A 17308-nucleotide genomic window follows, 5' to 3' on the forward strand; every position below is an offset into this window, starting at 1 on the left:
TGTAATTTTAATTCAATTTACTTAGGCAGGACAGGAGTGCCAAAAATAGTAAAAAAGAAAGACTTAGAATGAAGGCTAAACGCTTATTAATGTTAATTTAGCAATAAGTGGCTGCTTCAATTATTAAAACAAAAAAAGGAGAATAAGATTTTTCATCCTATTCTCCTTTGTGGTTGTTTTATTTTGCTAAGTATTGGCCGGTTTAGGCATTTATGATGCGAACCATAAAAATACCATCGATAGCCAAAAGCTTTTCTTTTACGCTTTCCTCAACTTGCTTACTATCAACATCAATAATGTTGTAAGCGATGTCGTCGCGTTTTTTGTTGAGCATATTGTCGATGTTTAGTCCTTCAGCAGCTAAAACGCTTGAGATTTGACTAACCATATTAGGTACATTTTTATTTCCAATCAAAATACGGCTTCCTCCGTTACGCTCCAACTCGGCAGCAGGGAAGTTAACCGAATTCTTAATGTTCCCGTTCTCAAGGTAGTCGCGCATTTGCTCTACGGCCATAATTGCGCAGTTGGTTTCCGATTCTTTAGTTGAGGCTCCTAAGTGAGGAATTGAAATCACATTGTCCATTTTAAGGCAATCTTCATCAGGGAAATCGGTAATGTATTTTGCTACTTTTCCCGATGCAATTGCTTCTTTCAGGTCGGTATGATTTACCAATCCTCCGCGGGCAAAGTTCAGTATTTTTACGCCATCTTTCATCATGGCAAACTTGTCTTTATTGATGTAGCCTTTTGTGTCGGGAAGCAAGGGGATGTTTATGGTGATAAAATCGGCTTGTTGCAGCAGTACCTGAATGCCTTCAACCACTTTCACTTCGCGACTTAATTTTAACGCATGCTTAACCGACATGTATGGATCGTAACCAATAACATTCATGCGCAAGGCCGATGCTGCGTTGGCTGCAAGTACGCCAATGGCTCCCAAACCAATTACCGCCAGTGTTTTTCCTTTTATTTCTTCTCCTGCAAAGTTTTTCTTGCCCTGCTCAACAAGCGCAGGAACTTCATCGCCTTTCCCGATTAACGTTTTTGCCCAGTTGGTGGCTCCAATATAATCGCGCGAAGCCATTAGCATTCCGGCAATAACAGCTTCTTTTACGCCGTTGGCATTAGCCCCGGGTGTATTAAACACCACAATTCCTTTATCGGTACACTTGTCAATGGGGATATTGTTTACGCCTGCTCCGGCTCTGGCAACTGCTTTTAACGATGATGGTAATTCCATATCGTGCATTTTAAAACTGCGCAGTACGATGGCATCCGGATTAGGAAGTTCGCTTGCTATTTCATAATTGTCGAGCGGAAAAAGTTTAAGACCATCAGGGTCAATCTTATTCAGAGTTTGAATTTTAAACATGAAGCTTTCTTTTTAATTGATATTCTCTGTAGCTGAAAATAATATCCTTTCGACTATGGATTTGGATATCATTTGTTTTAGTGACAAATATCAGCATTATATCTATAAATTATAAGCTGTTGGCGCGATTAGTTTTCAATATGAAATTAACATTAATGAAATGAACAAAAAAAAGCCAGACTCTCCAGCCTGGCTCATCAACCTTCAACTACTAACCGATTTTATAACCCAAAAAATTATGAAACAATAGTTATGAACTATTTCATTAGATTTATGCTTACAAAAAAACGATTAATCTACCTACCGGTCTGTAATTTTTGTCACAAAAGACCCGAAAAATCAATAAAATTTCTTGAAAGTGAAACTTTACCTTCATTTTCCAGCTTTTTCAAGAGGCGAGAAATTACTTCTCGTGATGAATTGAGTTGAAGAGCCAGATCCTGATGAGTGCCGGAAAAGGTGTGTTCTCCTGATTTGTTATGCCTGTCGACGAAATATTTAACCAAACGTTCGTCGAGTTTTAAAAATGCTACCGCATCCAGCGTGTTAATTAATTCGCGAAAACGATTCTGAAAGGTCTGCATCACATATTGTTTCCACAAGGGATATTTGGTGGTCCAGGCATCAAGCATTTTTACCGGAATAAGGAGTACCTCGGTTTCTTCTTCGGCAACTGCGTTTACTTCGCTGGTTTGGCGAGCCATACAGCAGGTTAACGACATGGCGCACACTTCGTGTGCCTGCAAATAATACAACAGCAGTTCGTTTCCTGCTTCGCTGGTTCGCGATACCCGGATAAGGCCTTTGAGAACCAGTGGGAAACTGGAAATAAACTGTCCTTCACGAATTAAGGTCTCGTGTTGGTTAAACTTCTTCCGAACAGCAATTTGTATAATTTCTTCTAATAATTCCGGTTCAAGAAAATTGTATTGTGCGTAAAAATCTTCCATGTTAATAGTACAACTTTCAACAAATTTAGTGTAGTGGCTCATTATTCCAAAAAAAAATGATTAAATCCCACGCTTGCCTAACTTTTTTCAAAAAAATACTGACCATAAGCTCATTGTTGGTTTGCTTATCCAGGTGTCGCTGATTTTTTGTTGGGAATTATACTTCTTTTGCCAATTTTTATCAAAAAAAAAGATTCCATTTTGCGATATGGAATCTTTTTCTTTCAGAGCTATCTTGTGTATTTTTCTATTCAAACATGTCGCGCATTTTCTCGAAAAAGGACTTTTCCTGAGCAGATGGTCCTCCCTGGAAACCTGGAGAATCCTGTAGTTTTTCCAGGGCTCGTTTTTCTTCGTTACTCAGTTTTTTGGGTATCCAAACATGTACACGAACCAACAAATCGCCACGTCCGTAGCCGTTAACATCGGGAATTCCTTTTCCGCGCAATCTCAAAATCTTTTCAGGTTGTGTTCCGGCTTCAATTTTCACTTTCACCTTGCCGTCAACTGTTGGTATTTCGGCCGTGGTTCCCAGTGTAATTTCAGGGAACGAAAGGAATAGGTTGTAAATTAAGTTGTTACCGTCGCGTACCAGCTCGTTGTTGTCGTCCTCGGTAATAACTACCAGCAAGTCGCCGTTAATGCCGCCACGTCGTCCGGTATTTCCTTTTCCCGAAACATTTAACTGCATTCCTTCGCCAACACCTGCCGGTATTTTAATATTTATAACTTCCTCTTCACGAATTACGCCCTCGCCTGCACAGTGGTTACATTTGTCGGTAATCATTTTACCTTCGCCCTGGCATGTGGGGCAAGCCGAGGTGGTTTGCATTTGCCCAAGCAGGGTATTTTGTACACGTGTTACCTGACCTGCGCCACCACAAGTGCCACAGGTTGAGTACGATGAGCCATTTTTTGCGCCTGTTCCGTTACAATGTTGACAGGCCACATATTTTTTTACTTTTATTTTTTTCTCAACGCCGTTAACAATTTCTTGCAGGTTGAGCTTTACTTTCACGCGTAAATCCGACCCCCGGCTTACTCTTCGTCCGCCACGGCCACGGCTGCCGCCGCCACCAAATCCGCCAAATCCGCCAAAATGGCCGCCAAATATGTCGCCAAATGCCGAGAAAATATCTTCAATATCCGAAAATCCACCACCACTAAATCCTCCGCCTGCAGCACCACTCATTCCGGCATGGCCAAATTGGTCGTAGCGCTGTTTTTTCTCGGGATTACTAAGCACTTCGTAGGCTTCAGCAGCTTCCTTAAATTTCTCTTCTGCTTCCTGGTTTCCCGGATTTTTATCGGGGTGGTATTGGATAGCTTTTTTGCGGTAAGCCTTTTTTATCTGATCGGCTGAAGCATCTTTGCCTACTTCCAATACTTCGTAATAGTCTCTTTTCGCCATTTTTTTCCTCTCTATAGATTATTCTCCGATTACGACTTTGGCAAATCGGATAACCTTTTCATTTAAGCAATAACCTTTCTGAATAACATCAACCACTTTCCCTTTTAATTCCTCGTTTGGTGCAGGAATTTTTGTAATGGCTTCGTGTAAGTCTACGTCAAAATCTTCGTTTTGGGCTTCTATTTCTTTTACATTGTTTTGTTTCAGGAATTCCTGGAACTTGTTGTAGATTAGAATTGTACCCTGTTTGCCGGCATCGTCTTCCGCCAGTTCTTTCATCGAGTCGAGTGCACGTTCGAAGTCATCAACAACCGGAAGAATATTCACTAGTACCGTTTCTCCGCCCGATTTAATCAGGTCGGCTTTTTCTTTTAGGGTTCTTCTTCTGAAATTATCAAACTCGGCTTGCAAACGAAGGTGTTTGTCTTGTATTTCCTGAAGCTTTTGACCCAGCTCTTCCAGTTGTTCTTCTTTTTTATCTTTTTTAGATTTTTTCTTCTTCCCCTTTTTGTCTTCTGCATTTTCATCCTGCACTGTTGCAGTATCTTCTGGTGCTGAAGCGTTATCTGTAACTTCCTCAGTTTCCTGATTTATTTTTTCCTCTGCCATCTTACTTTATTTTTCAGTATAAATAATTAACTGTAAGCATTTTTTATGCTACGCTGACATAGCAAAAATTTTGCCATGCAAATATAAACGACAAATTGGCACCCGAATCAGATATCGAGTGCCAATTTGAACGATTTATATAATTTTTAAACTAGGGTTTACCCTAATCTACTTCAGGTATTTTTTTAGTGCCGCTTCAAGTGCCGGGCCGCGCAATTTTTTTGCGATGATAACCCCGTTTTCGTCAATTAAATAGTTGTCGGGGATACCTCGTACCTGGTAAACCATGCGGTATTTCGAGTTCCATTTTTTGAAATCGCAAATGTGCGAAGGCCAGTCCAGTTTATCTTTTTCTATGGCTGCTTTCCAGCTATCGGCCGAGCTGTCGAGCGATACGCCAAATACGGTAAAACCTTTGCCGTTGGTAAATTTGGCGTCTTTGTATTTATTGTAGTTGGCCACAACTGTTGGGTTTTCTCTTCGGCAAGGACCACACCAGCTGGCCCAAAAGTCGATTAATACAACTTTGCCTTGCAAATCAGATAGTTTAATGGTTTCGCCGTTTGGCCCCGTTCCGATTAGCTCGGGTGCTTTGTTGCCAATATTTAAACCAAGTTGCTGGGCATTTATAAACGTGGTGCCCATAAAAATGATTGCTGCCAGTAAAATAACTTTCTTCATATTTTGGATTTTGATGTTTCTAAAAATTCAAATATAAAATATTAAGTAGTAACACAATGCGCTGATGAATGTTTTAACACGGCGTTTACATTCTTGAAATGTTTGCTCCAAGTGCGTTTAGTCTGCCATCGATATTCTCGTAGCCACGGTCGATTTGTTCGATGTTGTCGATAGTGCTAATGCCTTTTGCCGACATGGCAGCAATAAGCAGGGCAATACCGGCACGTATATCGGGCGATACCATTTTAGTGGCTCGAAGGGCATGTTTGCGGTCGAGGCCAATAACGGTTGCCCGGTGCGGATCGCAAAGAATGATCTGCGCACCCATGTCGATTAATTTGTCGACAAAAAACAGGCGGCTTTCAAACATTTTCTGGTGAATAAGCACACTGCCTTTGGCTTGAGTGGCAACCACCAGGAAAACACTTAGCAGGTCGGGGGTTAAACCCGGCCATGGGGCATCAGCAATGGTCATTATTGATCCATCGATATATGATTCAATTTCGTAATGTTCGGTGTCTTTTACAAGTAGGTCGTCGCCTGCCTGTTGAACGTTAATGCCAAGTCTTCTGAATGATTCCGGAATGATTCCGAGGTGTTCGATACCTACATTTTTAATGTTGATCTCGGAAGCGGTCATGGCAGCTAAGCCGATGAAACTTCCAACTTCAATCATATCGGGCAATATCTGATGGGTACATCCTTTTAACGAGGAAACCCCTTCAATAGTAAGCAGATTAGAACCAATGCCAGATATTTTTGCCCCCATGGAAACCAGCATCTTGCACAATTGCTGCAAATAGGGTTCGCAGGCTGCGTTATAAATTGTTGTTGTACCGCTGGCTAAAACAGCAGCCATTACAATATTTGCGGTTCCGGTAACCGAAGCCTCATCCAGTAGCATGTATGCTCCGCTTAGTTTGTCGGCTAAAACGGTGTACCATTTGTTTTCGCGATCGAACTCGAAGCGGGCGCCCAGTTTTTGCAAGCCAATAAAATGGGTATCAACTCTGCGCCGTCCAATTTTATCGCCGCCCGGTTGGGGGATAAAACCTTTTCCGAAACGGGCCAGCAGTGGACCAATAATCATTATAGATCCCCGCAAAACAGCTGCCTGTTTGGCATACTCCGGGCTTTTTAAAAAATCGATATCAACCTGCGATGCATTAAAACTAAAATGGCCTTTGGCAAGGCGCTCTACCACAACTCCCAATCCCTTTAAGATTTCAATTAGTTTCAAAACATCACGTATCTCCGGGATGTTTTTTATAATCGTTTCATCAGGACTTAATAATGTGGCACAAATAATCTGGAGCGCTTCATTTTTAGCACCTTGTGGTTCAAGGTCTCCTTTTAATTGGAAACCACCTTCGATTTTGAAAGTTGACATGGGGAAGCAGGTTTATGGCTTAATCTATTTTTTCTTTTTTGTTTTTTTCTTTTTTGTGCCTACAAGCGACTTGGCATCGGCTAATTGCAATCCTTCTGCAGGTTTTAGCTTTCCGTCCGACATTTCTATCAGATCATTAAAAATGAACTCGTCTTCCACACCGTCTTTGTTCCACGACAGGTATGATTTTTTCATGTGATTTGCAATTTGCTCAATAATAATCTCGCGCTCTTCTCCTTCAAAGTTATCCGCTTCCTGAATCAGCAATTCCATTGTACGGCCATAGTGTTTGTATTTTATACGATGCTGATCGTAAGGAACCTTGTTTGGACGTTCGAGCAACGACTCGGGCGAAGGCGGATCGTAAGGGTAGTCGATATCGAGTTTAAAATCAGACATAATGGCGAGGTGATCCCAAAGTTTGTGTTTAAACTCATGAACATCACGCAGGTGAGGAAAAAGATTGCCCATAACATCGATAACCGTTTGGGCTGATTTATTTCGTTTGTCGCGGTCTTCAATAGTTAACAGGTAATCGACCATGTTTTGTATATTTCTTCCGTATTCCGGAAGGGCCATCTTTTTTCTTTTGGTATTATAATCCATTTGTAAATGTTTAATGCTAATAATCTAATCTTCAAGTAAGTTGGATTTATTCGCGAAATGATGTTGCAAAACTAATCATTTCCTGAAATATTGCGAATATTTATCAATAATCGGTTTTTATGTTTTAATTTTTAGCTTGGCAAACTTCAGCAAAAGCTGTTTTTGAGTTCCCGATTTAAAAATTACTGTTGCTTTAATATTGGGTGCCACGCCTTCAATATTTGTTACTTTTCCTTCTCCAAAACGCTGGTGCTCAACACGCATTCCCACTTGTATTTTTCCGGGGTCGTCTCCCTGGAACGTGTTTTGCGTTTTGCTGCTTTCTTTAAGCGAAACGAGTTTTTTATTAAAAAAGTTTTGCGACTCGCGTGTTTTAAATGACGATGGGGGTTGGCGACGGCTGAATTTTTGATGAAAACGTTCGGGCTGATCGGTGCTTTGCGCTTGCCGGGGTGATGAAGAAAAACCATCAGCACTGCTAGTGTCAAGAAACTGCTGATCAATGTCTTCAAGAAAACGGCTTGGTGTACAAAAATCAAGATTTCCCCATCGATAGCGCTGGTTGGCATACGAAAACCAGGCATTTTCTTCAGCGCGGGTTAGGGCCACATAAAACAGTCGGCGCTCTTCTTCCAGCGTTTCAGGTTTGTTGTCGCCATTTTGGTTCGATGGGAAAAGATTTTCTTCCAGACCAACAACAAACACATTTTTGAATTCGAGGCCTTTTGACGAGTGCACGGTCATTAATGTCACCTTGTTTTTGTCTTCCTCTTTTTCGCTATCCTGGTCGGTAAGCAAAGCAACATCCTCAAGGTAGTTCTCCAGTTTTTCGGGTTCGCCGGTTTCTTTGGCATTAATGCTAAATTCCTGGATTCCGTTCAGTAATTCCTGAATATTTTCGTGACGGCTCAGGCCCTCGGGTGATTTGTCGGTGTACAGTTCTTTTAAAATGCCGGTTTGTTCGGCAATGGTTTTTGCCGTGTCAAAGGCATCGTTTTCATCGGCAAATTGACGGAACTTTTTAATTAAGCCTACAAAGTTCAATATTTTTCCGGTAGTACCTTTGTTTAGTCCGGCATGGTTAACAGTTGGCAGATCAGAAACTATCTTCCATATGGAAGTTTCGTTGTTTATGGCGGCAGTTTCGAGTTTGGAAAGAGTTGTCGCACCAATTCCGCGCGCAGGGTAATTAATGATGCGTTTTAAGGCTTCATTATCTGCAGGATTAATGGTCATCCTGAAATAAGAGAGCAGGTCTTTTATTTCTTTTCGTTGATAAAAGCTTAAGCCGCCATAAATCTTGTAAGGAATATTTCTTTTTCGCAATGATTCTTCAAAGATTCTCGATTGTGCATTGGTGCGATATAAAATGGCAAAGTCTTCAAATTTGTAATGGTCGCGCAGTTGGAGCTGGGCAATTTCCTGTGCCACTAAAAAACCTTCTTCGTTGTCGGTTAATGCCGAAATTAATTTTATGGGTTTCCCGGTAGCATTTTCCGAAAATACTTTTTTGGGAATTTGCCGTTTGTTTTTGGCAATAATACTGTTTGCTGCATTAACAATGGTTTGTGTAGAGCGGTAGTTTTGTTCCAGCTTAAAAACTTTATGCTCGGGGTAATCTGATTTAAAATTCAGGATATTTTCAATTCTTGCACCACGGAATGAATAAATACTTTGGGCATCGTCGCCAACCACACAAATATTTTTATGTGCTGCAGCCAGCTTTTTTACAATCAGGTATTGCGAGTAATTGGTATCCTGGTACTCGTCAACCATCACATATCCAAAACGTTCCTGGTATTTTTGCAATACTTCGGGGTGGTCGCGAAAAAGCAGGTTTGTTTTTAGCAGCAGGTCGTCAAAATCCATCGCGCCCGAAAGAAAACATCGTTTAGCGTATTCTTTATAAATATTGGCAATTTGAGGCATGCGCATGCTTTTGTCTGCGGTTCTAATTTCAGACGAGTTGGCGTACACATTGGGCGTAATAAGGTTGTTTTTCGCCATCGATATCCGTCCGGCCACTACACCGGGTTTATAAATTTTATCGTCGAGCTGAAAACTTTTTATGATGGTTTTGATCAGGCTTTTACTATCGGCACTATCGTAAATCGTAAAGTTCGACGGGTAGCCAATGGTTTCGTGTTCGGTTCGTAAAATTCGGGCAAAGATACTGTGAAAAGTGCCCATCCATAGGTAGCGTGCCGTATTTTCGCCAACCACACTTGCGATCCGCTCTTTCATTTCGCGGGCGGCTTTGTTGGTAAAGGTAAGCGACAAAATACTTGATGGCCGCGCGCCTTGTTTCAGTAAGTTGGCAATACGATAAGTTAACACACGCGTTTTTCCCGATCCTGCACCGGCTATTACCAGGGCAGGCCCTTCCGTGCGAAGAACAGCCTCTCTTTGGGCATCATTTAAATTCTGAAGATAATCAAACACTATAGCTTTCCTTTTTTGCTTTGCAAATATAACAGACCGTTTAAAAAACTGATTGACAAAAATGTTGAGTTGTCAGTTTTATGCTTGCGAAATAAACGGTTATCTGGCATTTCGTAACAATTGCATTACACAACAATTGGCTATGCAACTTGTTTGGAGCAAAAATAAAGCTTGTGAAAAGTAATTCTGGTTATTTTTCGGCTCTTTTATTAACAAATTCTTTTAGCTTCCTGTATTTCCGTTGCTGTTCACTATTTTTGCCTGGAACAGGCAATTAAATAAAATTTATACGTTAATATTGTATCTCAAAGAGCAAACATTTATGAAGCACATTCTTATTATTGGTTTTATAGTGGTTTTGTCAGCTTTCTCGCTTCAGGCACAAATTACATCTCCCGAAGCCAATGCCAACGATGTAACCCAATACCCGGTTTTTCCGGAAACGGATGAAATTTTTATTTTTTGCAGCAACGATTCAACGCAGCAAAATGCTACGCTAACAGCAAGTACAGAATTGCAGGGGACTAAAACCTATTTGTGGGAAAAATATGATGAAATACAGGCTTCATTCCTTTTGTATTTTCAGGAAAGCACAGAGGCAAACACATCGCAAATAGTGGGTTTGGCTGATGGCTGTTACCGGATTTCGATTAGCCAGGGAGACAATACCGTTACCGACCGTGCATGGGTGTTTAATAACTGGATGTATGCCGGTGGAGAAGTGGTAAAATCAACCTGCGAATATTTTAGAATGGCCGGCGAAATGAATTCAGCGGTGTTAACTTATTTTGATTTAAGTAGTGGAGCCCCGGTTGATTTAGCAAAAAATGTGCAGGTGGAGTGGCTTAAAGACGACAGCCGTGTTGCCTCGGTTTTAAATCCAACGATATACGATCCGCCAACCGAAAATACCAATTATACTCTACGCGTTTACGATAAATACGACTGCGAGGCCCGGGCGACGGTGTTGTATGAGTCGGTAGTAACAAAAGCCGATTTTACTGCCGAACCTATGAGTGGAGAAGCGCCGCTTACGGTTACCTTTACCAATAATTCTGAAAACGGAACAGCCGGCTATTACGAATGGCATTTTTACCGTGATTTAAATGAGATTAAACGAGACTCGGAAAACTCAACGGAGCCGGTTGATAGTATAATGTTGGTAGCGTATGATGATGCACCTGTGTACACTTACGAAAATTCCGGTTCGTACATGGTGAAATTAATTTCGAAACATCTTTCAGACTCGCTGGTGTGTGCAGATACGATGTACATGGAAGATTATATTGATGTGGATACATCGTTTATTGATGTGCCTAACGTGTTTTCGCCAAATGGAGACGGAACCAATGACGAGTTTGTGGTGAAGTTCTGGTCGATGCAAAGCCTGGAAATAAGTATATATAATCGCTGGGGAAAACGTGTACATTACTGGGAAAGTGGCGATGTTAGGGGCTTTGAGGGAACCTGGACGGAGACCGTTTGGGACGGCCGTGTGTTCGGTGGCCGTTATGCAAGCCCGGGCGTATATTACTACGATGTGGTAGGGCGTGGCCGTGATGGTGAAAAACGAAAGAAACACGGGTTTGTCCACCTTTTTCGAAATAAATAGGCTTTTTAGCTTATTTTCCCAAAATTAAAATAGTATTGCATATTGCCCCTTTAAACCGATAGTTTAAAATTTCCTGGTATTCTGCCGAGTAGTACCAGTCATTAAAATCTTTCTTCGACGGAAACTCAATCAAAACAATACGCCCTTCATCCCAAAAGCCTTCAAGGCAAACCGGCGAGTCGTCAACGGCCAGATAGCGGCCTTTGTATTTGCTAAAAACCTCACCAGCCGAGTTAATGTATTGCTGATAGATATTCTTGTTGTTAATGTTAATTTGTGCGATAAAATATACGCTCATTGCAAGCTGTATTAATCTTGATGTAATTCTCAATTTTCATCATTCTATTTGTCTGTTACAATAGGAAATAAATTATATTCCTCTCCGAACTGCGATAGAAATTCAAGACTAAATGCCCTGAATGTATAGCTTACCGGAAGTAGAAGCACCGAGCCAATGTACGGAATGGCAATTACCAGCAGGCCTATACAGCAGGTAATTACCGCAAAAAATATGATGGCTATGGCAACGGCAATACCCAAAATAAAAATGAATAGTCCGTAAAAAATAAAAGGGAGTGCCTTTTTTGCAAATAGAACCAGAAACATACTCCAGCCTTTTGCCACGCCAACGCGGTTTTTGTACATTAGTGGTACAACAAAATCTTTTAAAAACATGGTGATATAGCCGAACACAACCAGGTAGCCCAAAAAAAGCAATACCATCTGTGCTATTCCCAAAAATATGGCTTCTTTCGATGCATCGGTTTCATAAAGGGTTTTGCCGGTAACAAAGCAGTAGCTAATAAACAGCACAAAAACCGCAAAGGCAAACCACCCAAACAAGAATTCGAAAATAAAAAGCGAGTTGCCTTGTTTCCGGAACTCATGCCAGGGTTTACTTATTTCGGCTTTGTTATGTACTACATTGTGCAAAAACATAAACTTTCCGCGCGAGCTCACCCAAATACACACCGAAATAACTATCACCAGAAAAATTAAACCAACCAATATCAGGTTTGCCCACAATGGATTGTTCATTAACCAGTCCCACGCGCTTTGCGGAAAATTAAAAAATTCGTCCCAGTTGGTATTACTATTCCCTCCGTTTCCCGAGCCGTTACCTCCACAGTCGGTAAGGCCGGCGAGCCAGGCGGTAAAACCTACCTTAAACCACTTGTTTATGTCAAAAGGTTGAAACAGGGCATTTTTCATGCGTCGAAAACCCGCGGAAAGGGGTTGGCTGTAGTTGATTTGCATGGCCTTTGTTTTTTTTGCTTAGTACAAGTTAGGGCATTCATCTCTTTTTGTCAAACTATTTTTCAGGTAAATAGGCTTGCTGTAGACTCAGGTGTTTTATTGTATCTGTGCCTGGTACCATCTTATTTTTCTTCTGTTTTTAGAAACGCTGAATGAAAAAACTGAAGCCCGAAAAATGTACATGAATGTAAAGATGTTTATATTTATCGTTTACTAAATGCAACATAAACGAAGTAGTCCAATTCATCTTTTAGTGCCAAAGCATAACATGATGGATATTTTTTCGTTTAAAATGTATTTGTAAGAAAAAGCAGTTGAAAGATATAGGTGGGCTGCATTAGGTAATTACGAAAGTAGATTTAATTGAAAGTTATGAAGAAAGTTGCCGTATTTATTGTATTGATGGTAGTTAGTGTTGTTGTTGTTGTTGCAAAAAAGGATATTAATGCATGGAAGCAGGAACCCACCCTTGAGCAGCAATACGAAGTTTTTAAACTAAATCTTAATTTCTGGAATGGTTCTTACTTTTTAAAAGAAGACCAGCTGAACGATTTTTATGGCGCTTTAACTGATAGTATTGCCGGGCTTGATAATAATTTGCAGCAAAAATTATCGCAAATACAAAAGCTAAACAGCGAGCTAAGTTCAAGAGACGGGCAAATTACCAGTTTGCAACAACAACTTGATGAAAGTTTAAAATTACAGAACTCAATTGGAGTGATGGGAATAAATATTAATAAAAGCGCCTATTCGGTTGGCATGTATTTGTTTATTGCAGCAGTTTTGGTACTTGCCGGCTTTGTATTTTTGCTGTATAAAAGAAGTATTGCTGTTACCAAACGCACAAAAAAGGAATACCTGGAGCTAAAAGAGGAATACGAGGTGCATAAAAAAAATGCACTTGACCGTTATACCAAAATTAATATGGAGTTGCATAAAACAAGGCTGGAATTGAAAAAAGGTACTACCAGATCTTAGTATTCTATGTTTTGCTTAAGGAGCAGTTGAAACTATGCTGCACTGGTATTTGGCTTTTTAACCTGCTACTGGTAAAAAAACAAAACCCCGGCCAAACAGCCGGGGCTTCAATTTTAGTTTATAGTAAAATGGATTAGAAAATGGTCTATTCCTCTTCCTGCTCAGCTTCGTAAGCTTTAAGCAGTTCGTCTTGTACATCGGCAGGCACTTTTTCGTAGCCATCAAAACTCATGCTGAATACGCCTCTACCTCCGGTAATTGAGCTTAACGAAGTAGTGTATTTATGCATTTCTTTTTGTGGTACTTTTGCGCTGATTTTTTCCATGCCTTTTTCCGAGCCCATTCCCATAATCATGGCTCTTCGTCCTTGCAGGTCACTCATGGCATCACCCATTCGGTCTGATGGTACCCAAACATCGAGGTTGAAAATTGGTTCCAGAATTTTTGGGCCGGCATTTTTGAAGGCCATGCTAAAGGCATTTCGTCCGGCTAATTTAAACGAAATTTCATTTGAGTCAACCGGGTGCATTTTACCGTCGTATACGTACACAACAATGTCGCGGGCATACGAACCGGTAAGTGGGCCTTCTTCCATTTTTTCCATAATCCCTTTCAGGATGGCAGGCATAAAACGGGCATCAATAGAACCACCAACAATACAGTTGCAGAAAATTAATTTTCCTCCCCAGGATAGTGGATGTTCTTCTTTTGCTCTTACGGAAAGCTTTTGTTCCTTGTCGCCAAATTTAAACATCGATTTTGGCTCAGCACCTTCGTTGTAAGGCTCAATAATCATGTGTACCTCGCCAAACTGGCCAGAACCACCCGATTGCTTTTTATGTCGGTAGTCGGCTTGTGCAGGCTTGGTAATTGTTTCGCGGTAAGGTATTCTTGGTTTTAAATAGTCAACTTCTATTTTATGTACATTATCGAAATACCATTTTAAAATGTTTAAATGGTATTCGCCTTGCCCATGTACAAGCAGTTGTTTTAATTCTCTTGAGTATTCAACAACATAGGTTGGATCTTCGTATTTAATTTTACTAAGTACTTCACCTACTTTTTCGTCATCCGAATCGTTAACTGCTTTTACAGCAACAGTGTGGCGCGACGATGGAAATTCGACTGGAGCAAACTTGGTGCCCAATTCTTTTGCTGCCAGGGTTTGGTTGTATTTTGTTTCTTTTAATTTAACTGTACAGCCCAAGTCTCCTGCATGCAGCTCATCAACTTTTTCGCGGCTTTTACCATCCGGAACAAACACCTGAGAAAGGCGTTCTTTATTTCCCGTTTTTGAGTTAATCAGGTCGAGGCCTTCTTTTACCACACCCGACATTACTTTGAAATAAGTTATTTCTCCAACATGCGGTTCAACAGCAGTTTTAAAAACAAAAAGACTTGGCGCCTGCGATGCATCCATGGTTACCTCTTTTCCGGCAACTATTTTGGCCATTTTCTTTTCGCTTGGTGCTGGTGCAATGTTGGTAATAAATTCTAACAACCGACCAATTCCAACGCTTTTTTTGGCACCGGTGCAAAATACCGGGAATAAAGTTCTGTCGAGCATTCCCAGTTTAATACCCTTACGCATTTCGTCTTCGGTAAGCGTACCTTTGTCGAAGTATAACTCCATCAGCGCTTCCTCGTTTTCAGCTGCTTTTTCAACCAGTTCGTTGTGCAATTCTTCTGCTCTTTCAAGTTCAGCTTCCGGAATGTCTGAAATCTCAGGTTTGCCACTGTCGTCTTTAAACGTGTACATTTTCATTTTCAGTACATCGATGATGGTAGAGAAGTTGGTTCCTGCGTCAACGGGATACTGAATAATTGTGGTTTTGTTTCCAAAAGATGCTTTACACTGGTCAAGTGTATTGTCGAAATTTGAATTGTCGTGGTCGAGCTGATTAAAAACCAAAATCAGTGGAGTTTCGGCTTTATCGGCATGACGGGCACCGGCTTCAGTTCCGGCTTCAACGCCATTTGCTGCATTAATGGTAAGCAGGCCAAGTGCCGTTACACTTAATGATGATACAACACCACCGCAAAGATCGTCCATCCCCGGGGTGTCCATAATATTAATTTTCTTTCCGTTAAATTCCGTATGCATTAGGGTTGAGAAAACAGAATTGCCGTAATCCTGTTCAATGGGGTTGTAGTCTGATACCGTATTTTTGGCACCTACATCGCCCTTGCGTTTTATAACTCCACCCTCAAACAGCATAGCTTCTGCAAGGGTGGTTTTCCCACTGCCGGCATTACCAATTAAAGCAATGTTCCGGACTTCGTCAGTTTTATAAACTTTCATAGTATGTAAGTTTTTTTGATTTATTGATTCTCGTTTTCTTCCTTTTTTGAAGCGAGGACACCAAAAATAGTAATAATTTGTTAACAATCAAGAGGTGGAAATCAGCTTCGGAAATTATATTATCCAAGCCTGTGTTGTTGTGCTGATTAATATGCATGAATCCAGCTGTTTAAGGGCGTTTTGTTAATAATTGTTATTGTCTGAAATCATTCCAAATAACAGGCTTTGGTAAATCATTAAAATAGCATAACAATTATATCAATTAAAAAACAGGGAGCACATATTAGGAGCTGAATTTTAGCTGTAGTCAATGTTAATTTATTTAGACTGAATAAAAAAAACTGATAAAAAGTCTTTTTTGTCTGAATATTTCCTTTAGCTTTGCCTCTGTGTGACAAAAGTCACTAACGAATGAGAATAAAATGATGATGAATTTTTCTGAAATAACAATGTGTAAAATGGCCTGTATGATGTGCATGTGCTGTGCCAAACATTTTGAGCAGAAGAATTGATTATGATTTAAAGTAAATAACTTAAATACAATGGCTCTTCTGCATGTGCAGAGGGGCCTTTTTTTTATGGTAGAGTTAGTAAAAATAGGTAAAGACAGTTCGTTGGAGCAGCGTGAACGGTTTCTTGTCGCGGAAGGCATACAGCATGCAGCGGGTGTGTTTTTACATACTTGTAACAGGGTGGAATGCTACCGTGGCCAAGGTAAAGTTGCCAACGAGGTAGTATTACATTTATTTAGGGTTGTGTCCGGATTAGACTCGGCCATTATTGGCGAAACAGCCATTGTGAACCAGGTAAAAACGGCCTATCAAAAAGCGGCCTGCACACAAAAACTTGATAAATCGGTGCATAAATTGTTTCAAACAGCTCTGGCGGTTGGCAAGCGGGTCCGACGCGAAACCGGAATCTCCGAAGGGGCCATGTCGCATAGCCAGGCGGTTGTTGATTTGCTGATAAAGCAAAATACCGATTTTAGCAACTTGCGCATCACTATAATTGGGGTGAATAAGCTTAACGAGAAAATTATTCAGTTTTTAATTAATAAAGGTGCCACAGCCATATTTATAGGAAACCGCACTTTTGAAAAGGCAAGCCTGCTGGCCGAAAAGTACCAATCAACCGCCTTGCGTTTTAACAGGCTACCCGATATTCTTAAGCATACTGATGTGCTTGTTTCGGCAACAAGTGCGCCCCATTATATCCTTAAAAGTGATGCGTTTGCTGCCACTCAGCCAATTACAATTTTTGATTTGGCAGTGCCACGTGATATCGACCCAACAATTGCCGAATTATCGAATGTACAGTTGTTTAATATCGAAACCATCGAGCAAAGCCTGGAGCACAATTTAAAAGCAAGAAAAAATAAAGTAAGGCTGGCTGAAGAGATTATTCAGCGAGAGCTTGAGCGCTTTCAAAAACAGATGGCTTATGGCACAAAATAATGGAAAAACAACAGAAAGAAAACGAAGGAGCATTGTAAAAACTATCTCCTGGAGGGCTATCGGAACTATTGATACCATAATTATATCGTGGATTGTGGTAGGTAACCTGAATTTTGCAGTAACCATTGGTGGGGTTGAGCTTTTTACAAAAATGCTGTTGTACTTTTTTCACGAAAGGGCCTGGAACAAAATAAATTTTGGCCGGGTTAAACATACACCTATTGAATACGAAATATAAATA

General features: G+C 40.6%; 15 protein-coding genes. 4 read left to right on the forward strand and 11 right to left on the reverse strand.

Going from position 1 to position 17308, the window contains the following annotated elements; genetic code table 11:
* Positions 1-202: 202 nt before the first annotated feature.
* The 8 genes from QZ574_RS10990 to QZ574_RS11025 all read right to left on the reverse strand — a co-directional run bounded on the left by QZ574_RS10990 (position 203) and on the right by QZ574_RS11025 (position 9464).
* Positions 203-1375: a phosphoglycerate dehydrogenase gene (locus tag QZ574_RS10990; protein ID WP_297089532.1), complete on the reverse strand. Its 1173-nt coding sequence runs from the start codon at positions 1373-1375 to the stop codon at positions 203-205.
* A 320-nt stretch (positions 1376-1695) separates the two neighbouring features.
* On the reverse strand, positions 1696-2325 hold the full coding sequence (locus QZ574_RS10995; protein ID WP_297089533.1) for a Crp/Fnr family transcriptional regulator: 630 nt from the start codon (positions 2323-2325) through the stop codon (positions 1696-1698).
* 247 nt (positions 2326-2572) lie between these two features.
* The gene (gene dnaJ, locus QZ574_RS11000) at positions 2573-3736 is read right to left on the reverse strand and encodes a molecular chaperone DnaJ (RefSeq protein ID WP_297089534.1); all 1164 of its coding nucleotides are present in this window, start codon (positions 3734-3736) and stop codon (positions 2573-2575) included.
* 18 nt (positions 3737-3754) lie between these two features.
* Positions 3755-4345, reverse strand: coding sequence for a nucleotide exchange factor GrpE (locus QZ574_RS11005; protein ID WP_297089535.1), 591 nt, complete (start codon positions 4343-4345; stop codon positions 3755-3757).
* Positions 4346-4513: 168 nt separating this feature from the next.
* On the reverse strand, positions 4514-5026 hold the full coding sequence (locus QZ574_RS11010; protein WP_297089536.1) for a TlpA disulfide reductase family protein: 513 nt from the start codon (positions 5024-5026) through the stop codon (positions 4514-4516).
* Between the two features lie 85 nt (positions 5027-5111).
* Entirely contained in the window at positions 5112-6416 is a 1305-nt protein-coding gene (gene murA / locus QZ574_RS11015) for a UDP-N-acetylglucosamine 1-carboxyvinyltransferase (protein WP_297089537.1), read from the reverse strand.
* A gap of 24 nt (positions 6417-6440) precedes the next feature.
* Positions 6441-7022, reverse strand: a complete 582-nt coding sequence (locus QZ574_RS11020; RefSeq protein ID WP_297089538.1) for a DUF4290 domain-containing protein — start codon at positions 7020-7022, stop codon at positions 6441-6443.
* A 117-nt stretch (positions 7023-7139) separates the two neighbouring features.
* On the reverse strand, positions 7140-9464 hold the full coding sequence (locus tag QZ574_RS11025; RefSeq protein WP_297089539.1) for a UvrD-helicase domain-containing protein: 2325 nt from the start codon (positions 9462-9464) through the stop codon (positions 7140-7142).
* 322 nt (positions 9465-9786) lie between these two features.
* Between QZ574_RS11025 and QZ574_RS11030 the strand changes: the two genes are divergently transcribed.
* The gene (locus tag QZ574_RS11030) at positions 9787-11076 is read left to right on the forward strand and encodes a gliding motility-associated C-terminal domain-containing protein (protein ID WP_297089540.1); all 1290 of its coding nucleotides are present in this window, start codon (positions 9787-9789) and stop codon (positions 11074-11076) included.
* A 10-nt stretch (positions 11077-11086) separates the two neighbouring features.
* On the opposite strand, the gene QZ574_RS11035 is transcribed toward QZ574_RS11030, so the two are convergent.
* Positions 11087-11374: a DUF1330 domain-containing protein gene (locus tag QZ574_RS11035; RefSeq protein WP_297089541.1), complete on the reverse strand. Its 288-nt coding sequence runs from the start codon at positions 11372-11374 to the stop codon at positions 11087-11089.
* Positions 11375-11418: 44 nt separating this feature from the next.
* Complete coding sequence (locus QZ574_RS11040) at positions 11419-12333, reverse strand: hypothetical protein (RefSeq protein ID WP_297089542.1); 915 nt, start codon at positions 12331-12333, stop codon at positions 11419-11421.
* A gap of 372 nt (positions 12334-12705) precedes the next feature.
* On the opposite strand from QZ574_RS11040, the gene QZ574_RS11045 reads away from it, so the two are divergent.
* Positions 12706-13311: a hypothetical protein gene (locus QZ574_RS11045; RefSeq protein ID WP_297089543.1), complete on the forward strand. Its 606-nt coding sequence runs from the start codon at positions 12706-12708 to the stop codon at positions 13309-13311.
* Between the two features lie 145 nt (positions 13312-13456).
* On the opposite strand, the gene QZ574_RS11050 is transcribed toward QZ574_RS11045, so the two are convergent.
* Positions 13457-15613, reverse strand: coding sequence for an elongation factor G (locus tag QZ574_RS11050; protein ID WP_297089544.1), 2157 nt, complete (start codon positions 15611-15613; stop codon positions 13457-13459).
* Between the two features lie 578 nt (positions 15614-16191).
* Here QZ574_RS11050 and hemA point away from each other — a divergent pair.
* Both hemA and QZ574_RS11060 read left to right on the forward strand, forming a co-directional pair.
* On the forward strand, positions 16192-17067 hold the full coding sequence (gene hemA, locus QZ574_RS11055; RefSeq protein WP_297089545.1) for a glutamyl-tRNA reductase: 876 nt from the start codon (positions 16192-16194) through the stop codon (positions 17065-17067).
* Positions 17054-17305, forward strand: coding sequence for a DUF2061 domain-containing protein (locus QZ574_RS11060; protein ID WP_297089546.1), 252 nt, complete (start codon positions 17054-17056; stop codon positions 17303-17305). Before hemA ends, QZ574_RS11060 begins: the two co-directional genes overlap by 14 nt.
* The last annotated feature ends 3 nt before the right edge of the window (positions 17306-17308 follow it).

The sequence above is a fragment of the uncultured Draconibacterium sp. genome (genome assembly GCF_913063105.1).
In the GTDB taxonomy this organism is placed as follows: domain Bacteria; phylum Bacteroidota; class Bacteroidia; order Bacteroidales; family Prolixibacteraceae; genus Draconibacterium.

Coding starts and splice junctions, on each gene's coding strand:
- QZ574_RS10990 (WP_297089532.1), bottom strand. CDS start 1,375: ATGTTTAAAATTCAAACTCTGAATAAGATTGACCCTGATGGTCTTAAA.
- QZ574_RS10995 (WP_297089533.1), bottom strand. CDS start 2,325: ATGGAAGATTTTTACGCACAATACAATTTTCTTGAACCGGAATTATTA.
- dnaJ (WP_297089534.1), bottom strand. CDS start 3,736: ATGGCGAAAAGAGACTATTACGAAGTATTGGAAGTAGGCAAAGATGCT.
- QZ574_RS11005 (WP_297089535.1), bottom strand. CDS start 4,345: ATGGCAGAGGAAAAAATAAATCAGGAAACTGAGGAAGTTACAGATAAC.
- QZ574_RS11010 (WP_297089536.1), bottom strand. CDS start 5,026: ATGAAGAAAGTTATTTTACTGGCAGCAATCATTTTTATGGGCACCACG.
- murA (WP_297089537.1), bottom strand. CDS start 6,416: ATGTCAACTTTCAAAATCGAAGGTGGTTTCCAATTAAAAGGAGACCTT.
- QZ574_RS11020 (WP_297089538.1), bottom strand. CDS start 7,022: ATGGATTATAATACCAAAAGAAAAAAGATGGCCCTTCCGGAATACGGA.
- QZ574_RS11030 (WP_297089540.1), top strand. CDS start 9,787: ATGAAGCACATTCTTATTATTGGTTTTATAGTGGTTTTGTCAGCTTTC.
- QZ574_RS11035 (WP_297089541.1), bottom strand. CDS start 11,374: ATGAGCGTATATTTTATCGCACAAATTAACATTAACAACAAGAATATC.
- QZ574_RS11040 (WP_297089542.1), bottom strand. CDS start 12,333: ATGCAAATCAACTACAGCCAACCCCTTTCCGCGGGTTTTCGACGCATG.
- QZ574_RS11045 (WP_297089543.1), top strand. CDS start 12,706: ATGAAGAAAGTTGCCGTATTTATTGTATTGATGGTAGTTAGTGTTGTT.
- QZ574_RS11050 (WP_297089544.1), bottom strand. CDS start 15,613: ATGAAAGTTTATAAAACTGACGAAGTCCGGAACATTGCTTTAATTGGT.
- hemA (WP_297089545.1), top strand. CDS start 16,192: ATGGTAGAGTTAGTAAAAATAGGTAAAGACAGTTCGTTGGAGCAGCGT.
- QZ574_RS11060 (WP_297089546.1), top strand. CDS start 17,054: ATGGCACAAAATAATGGAAAAACAACAGAAAGAAAACGAAGGAGCATT.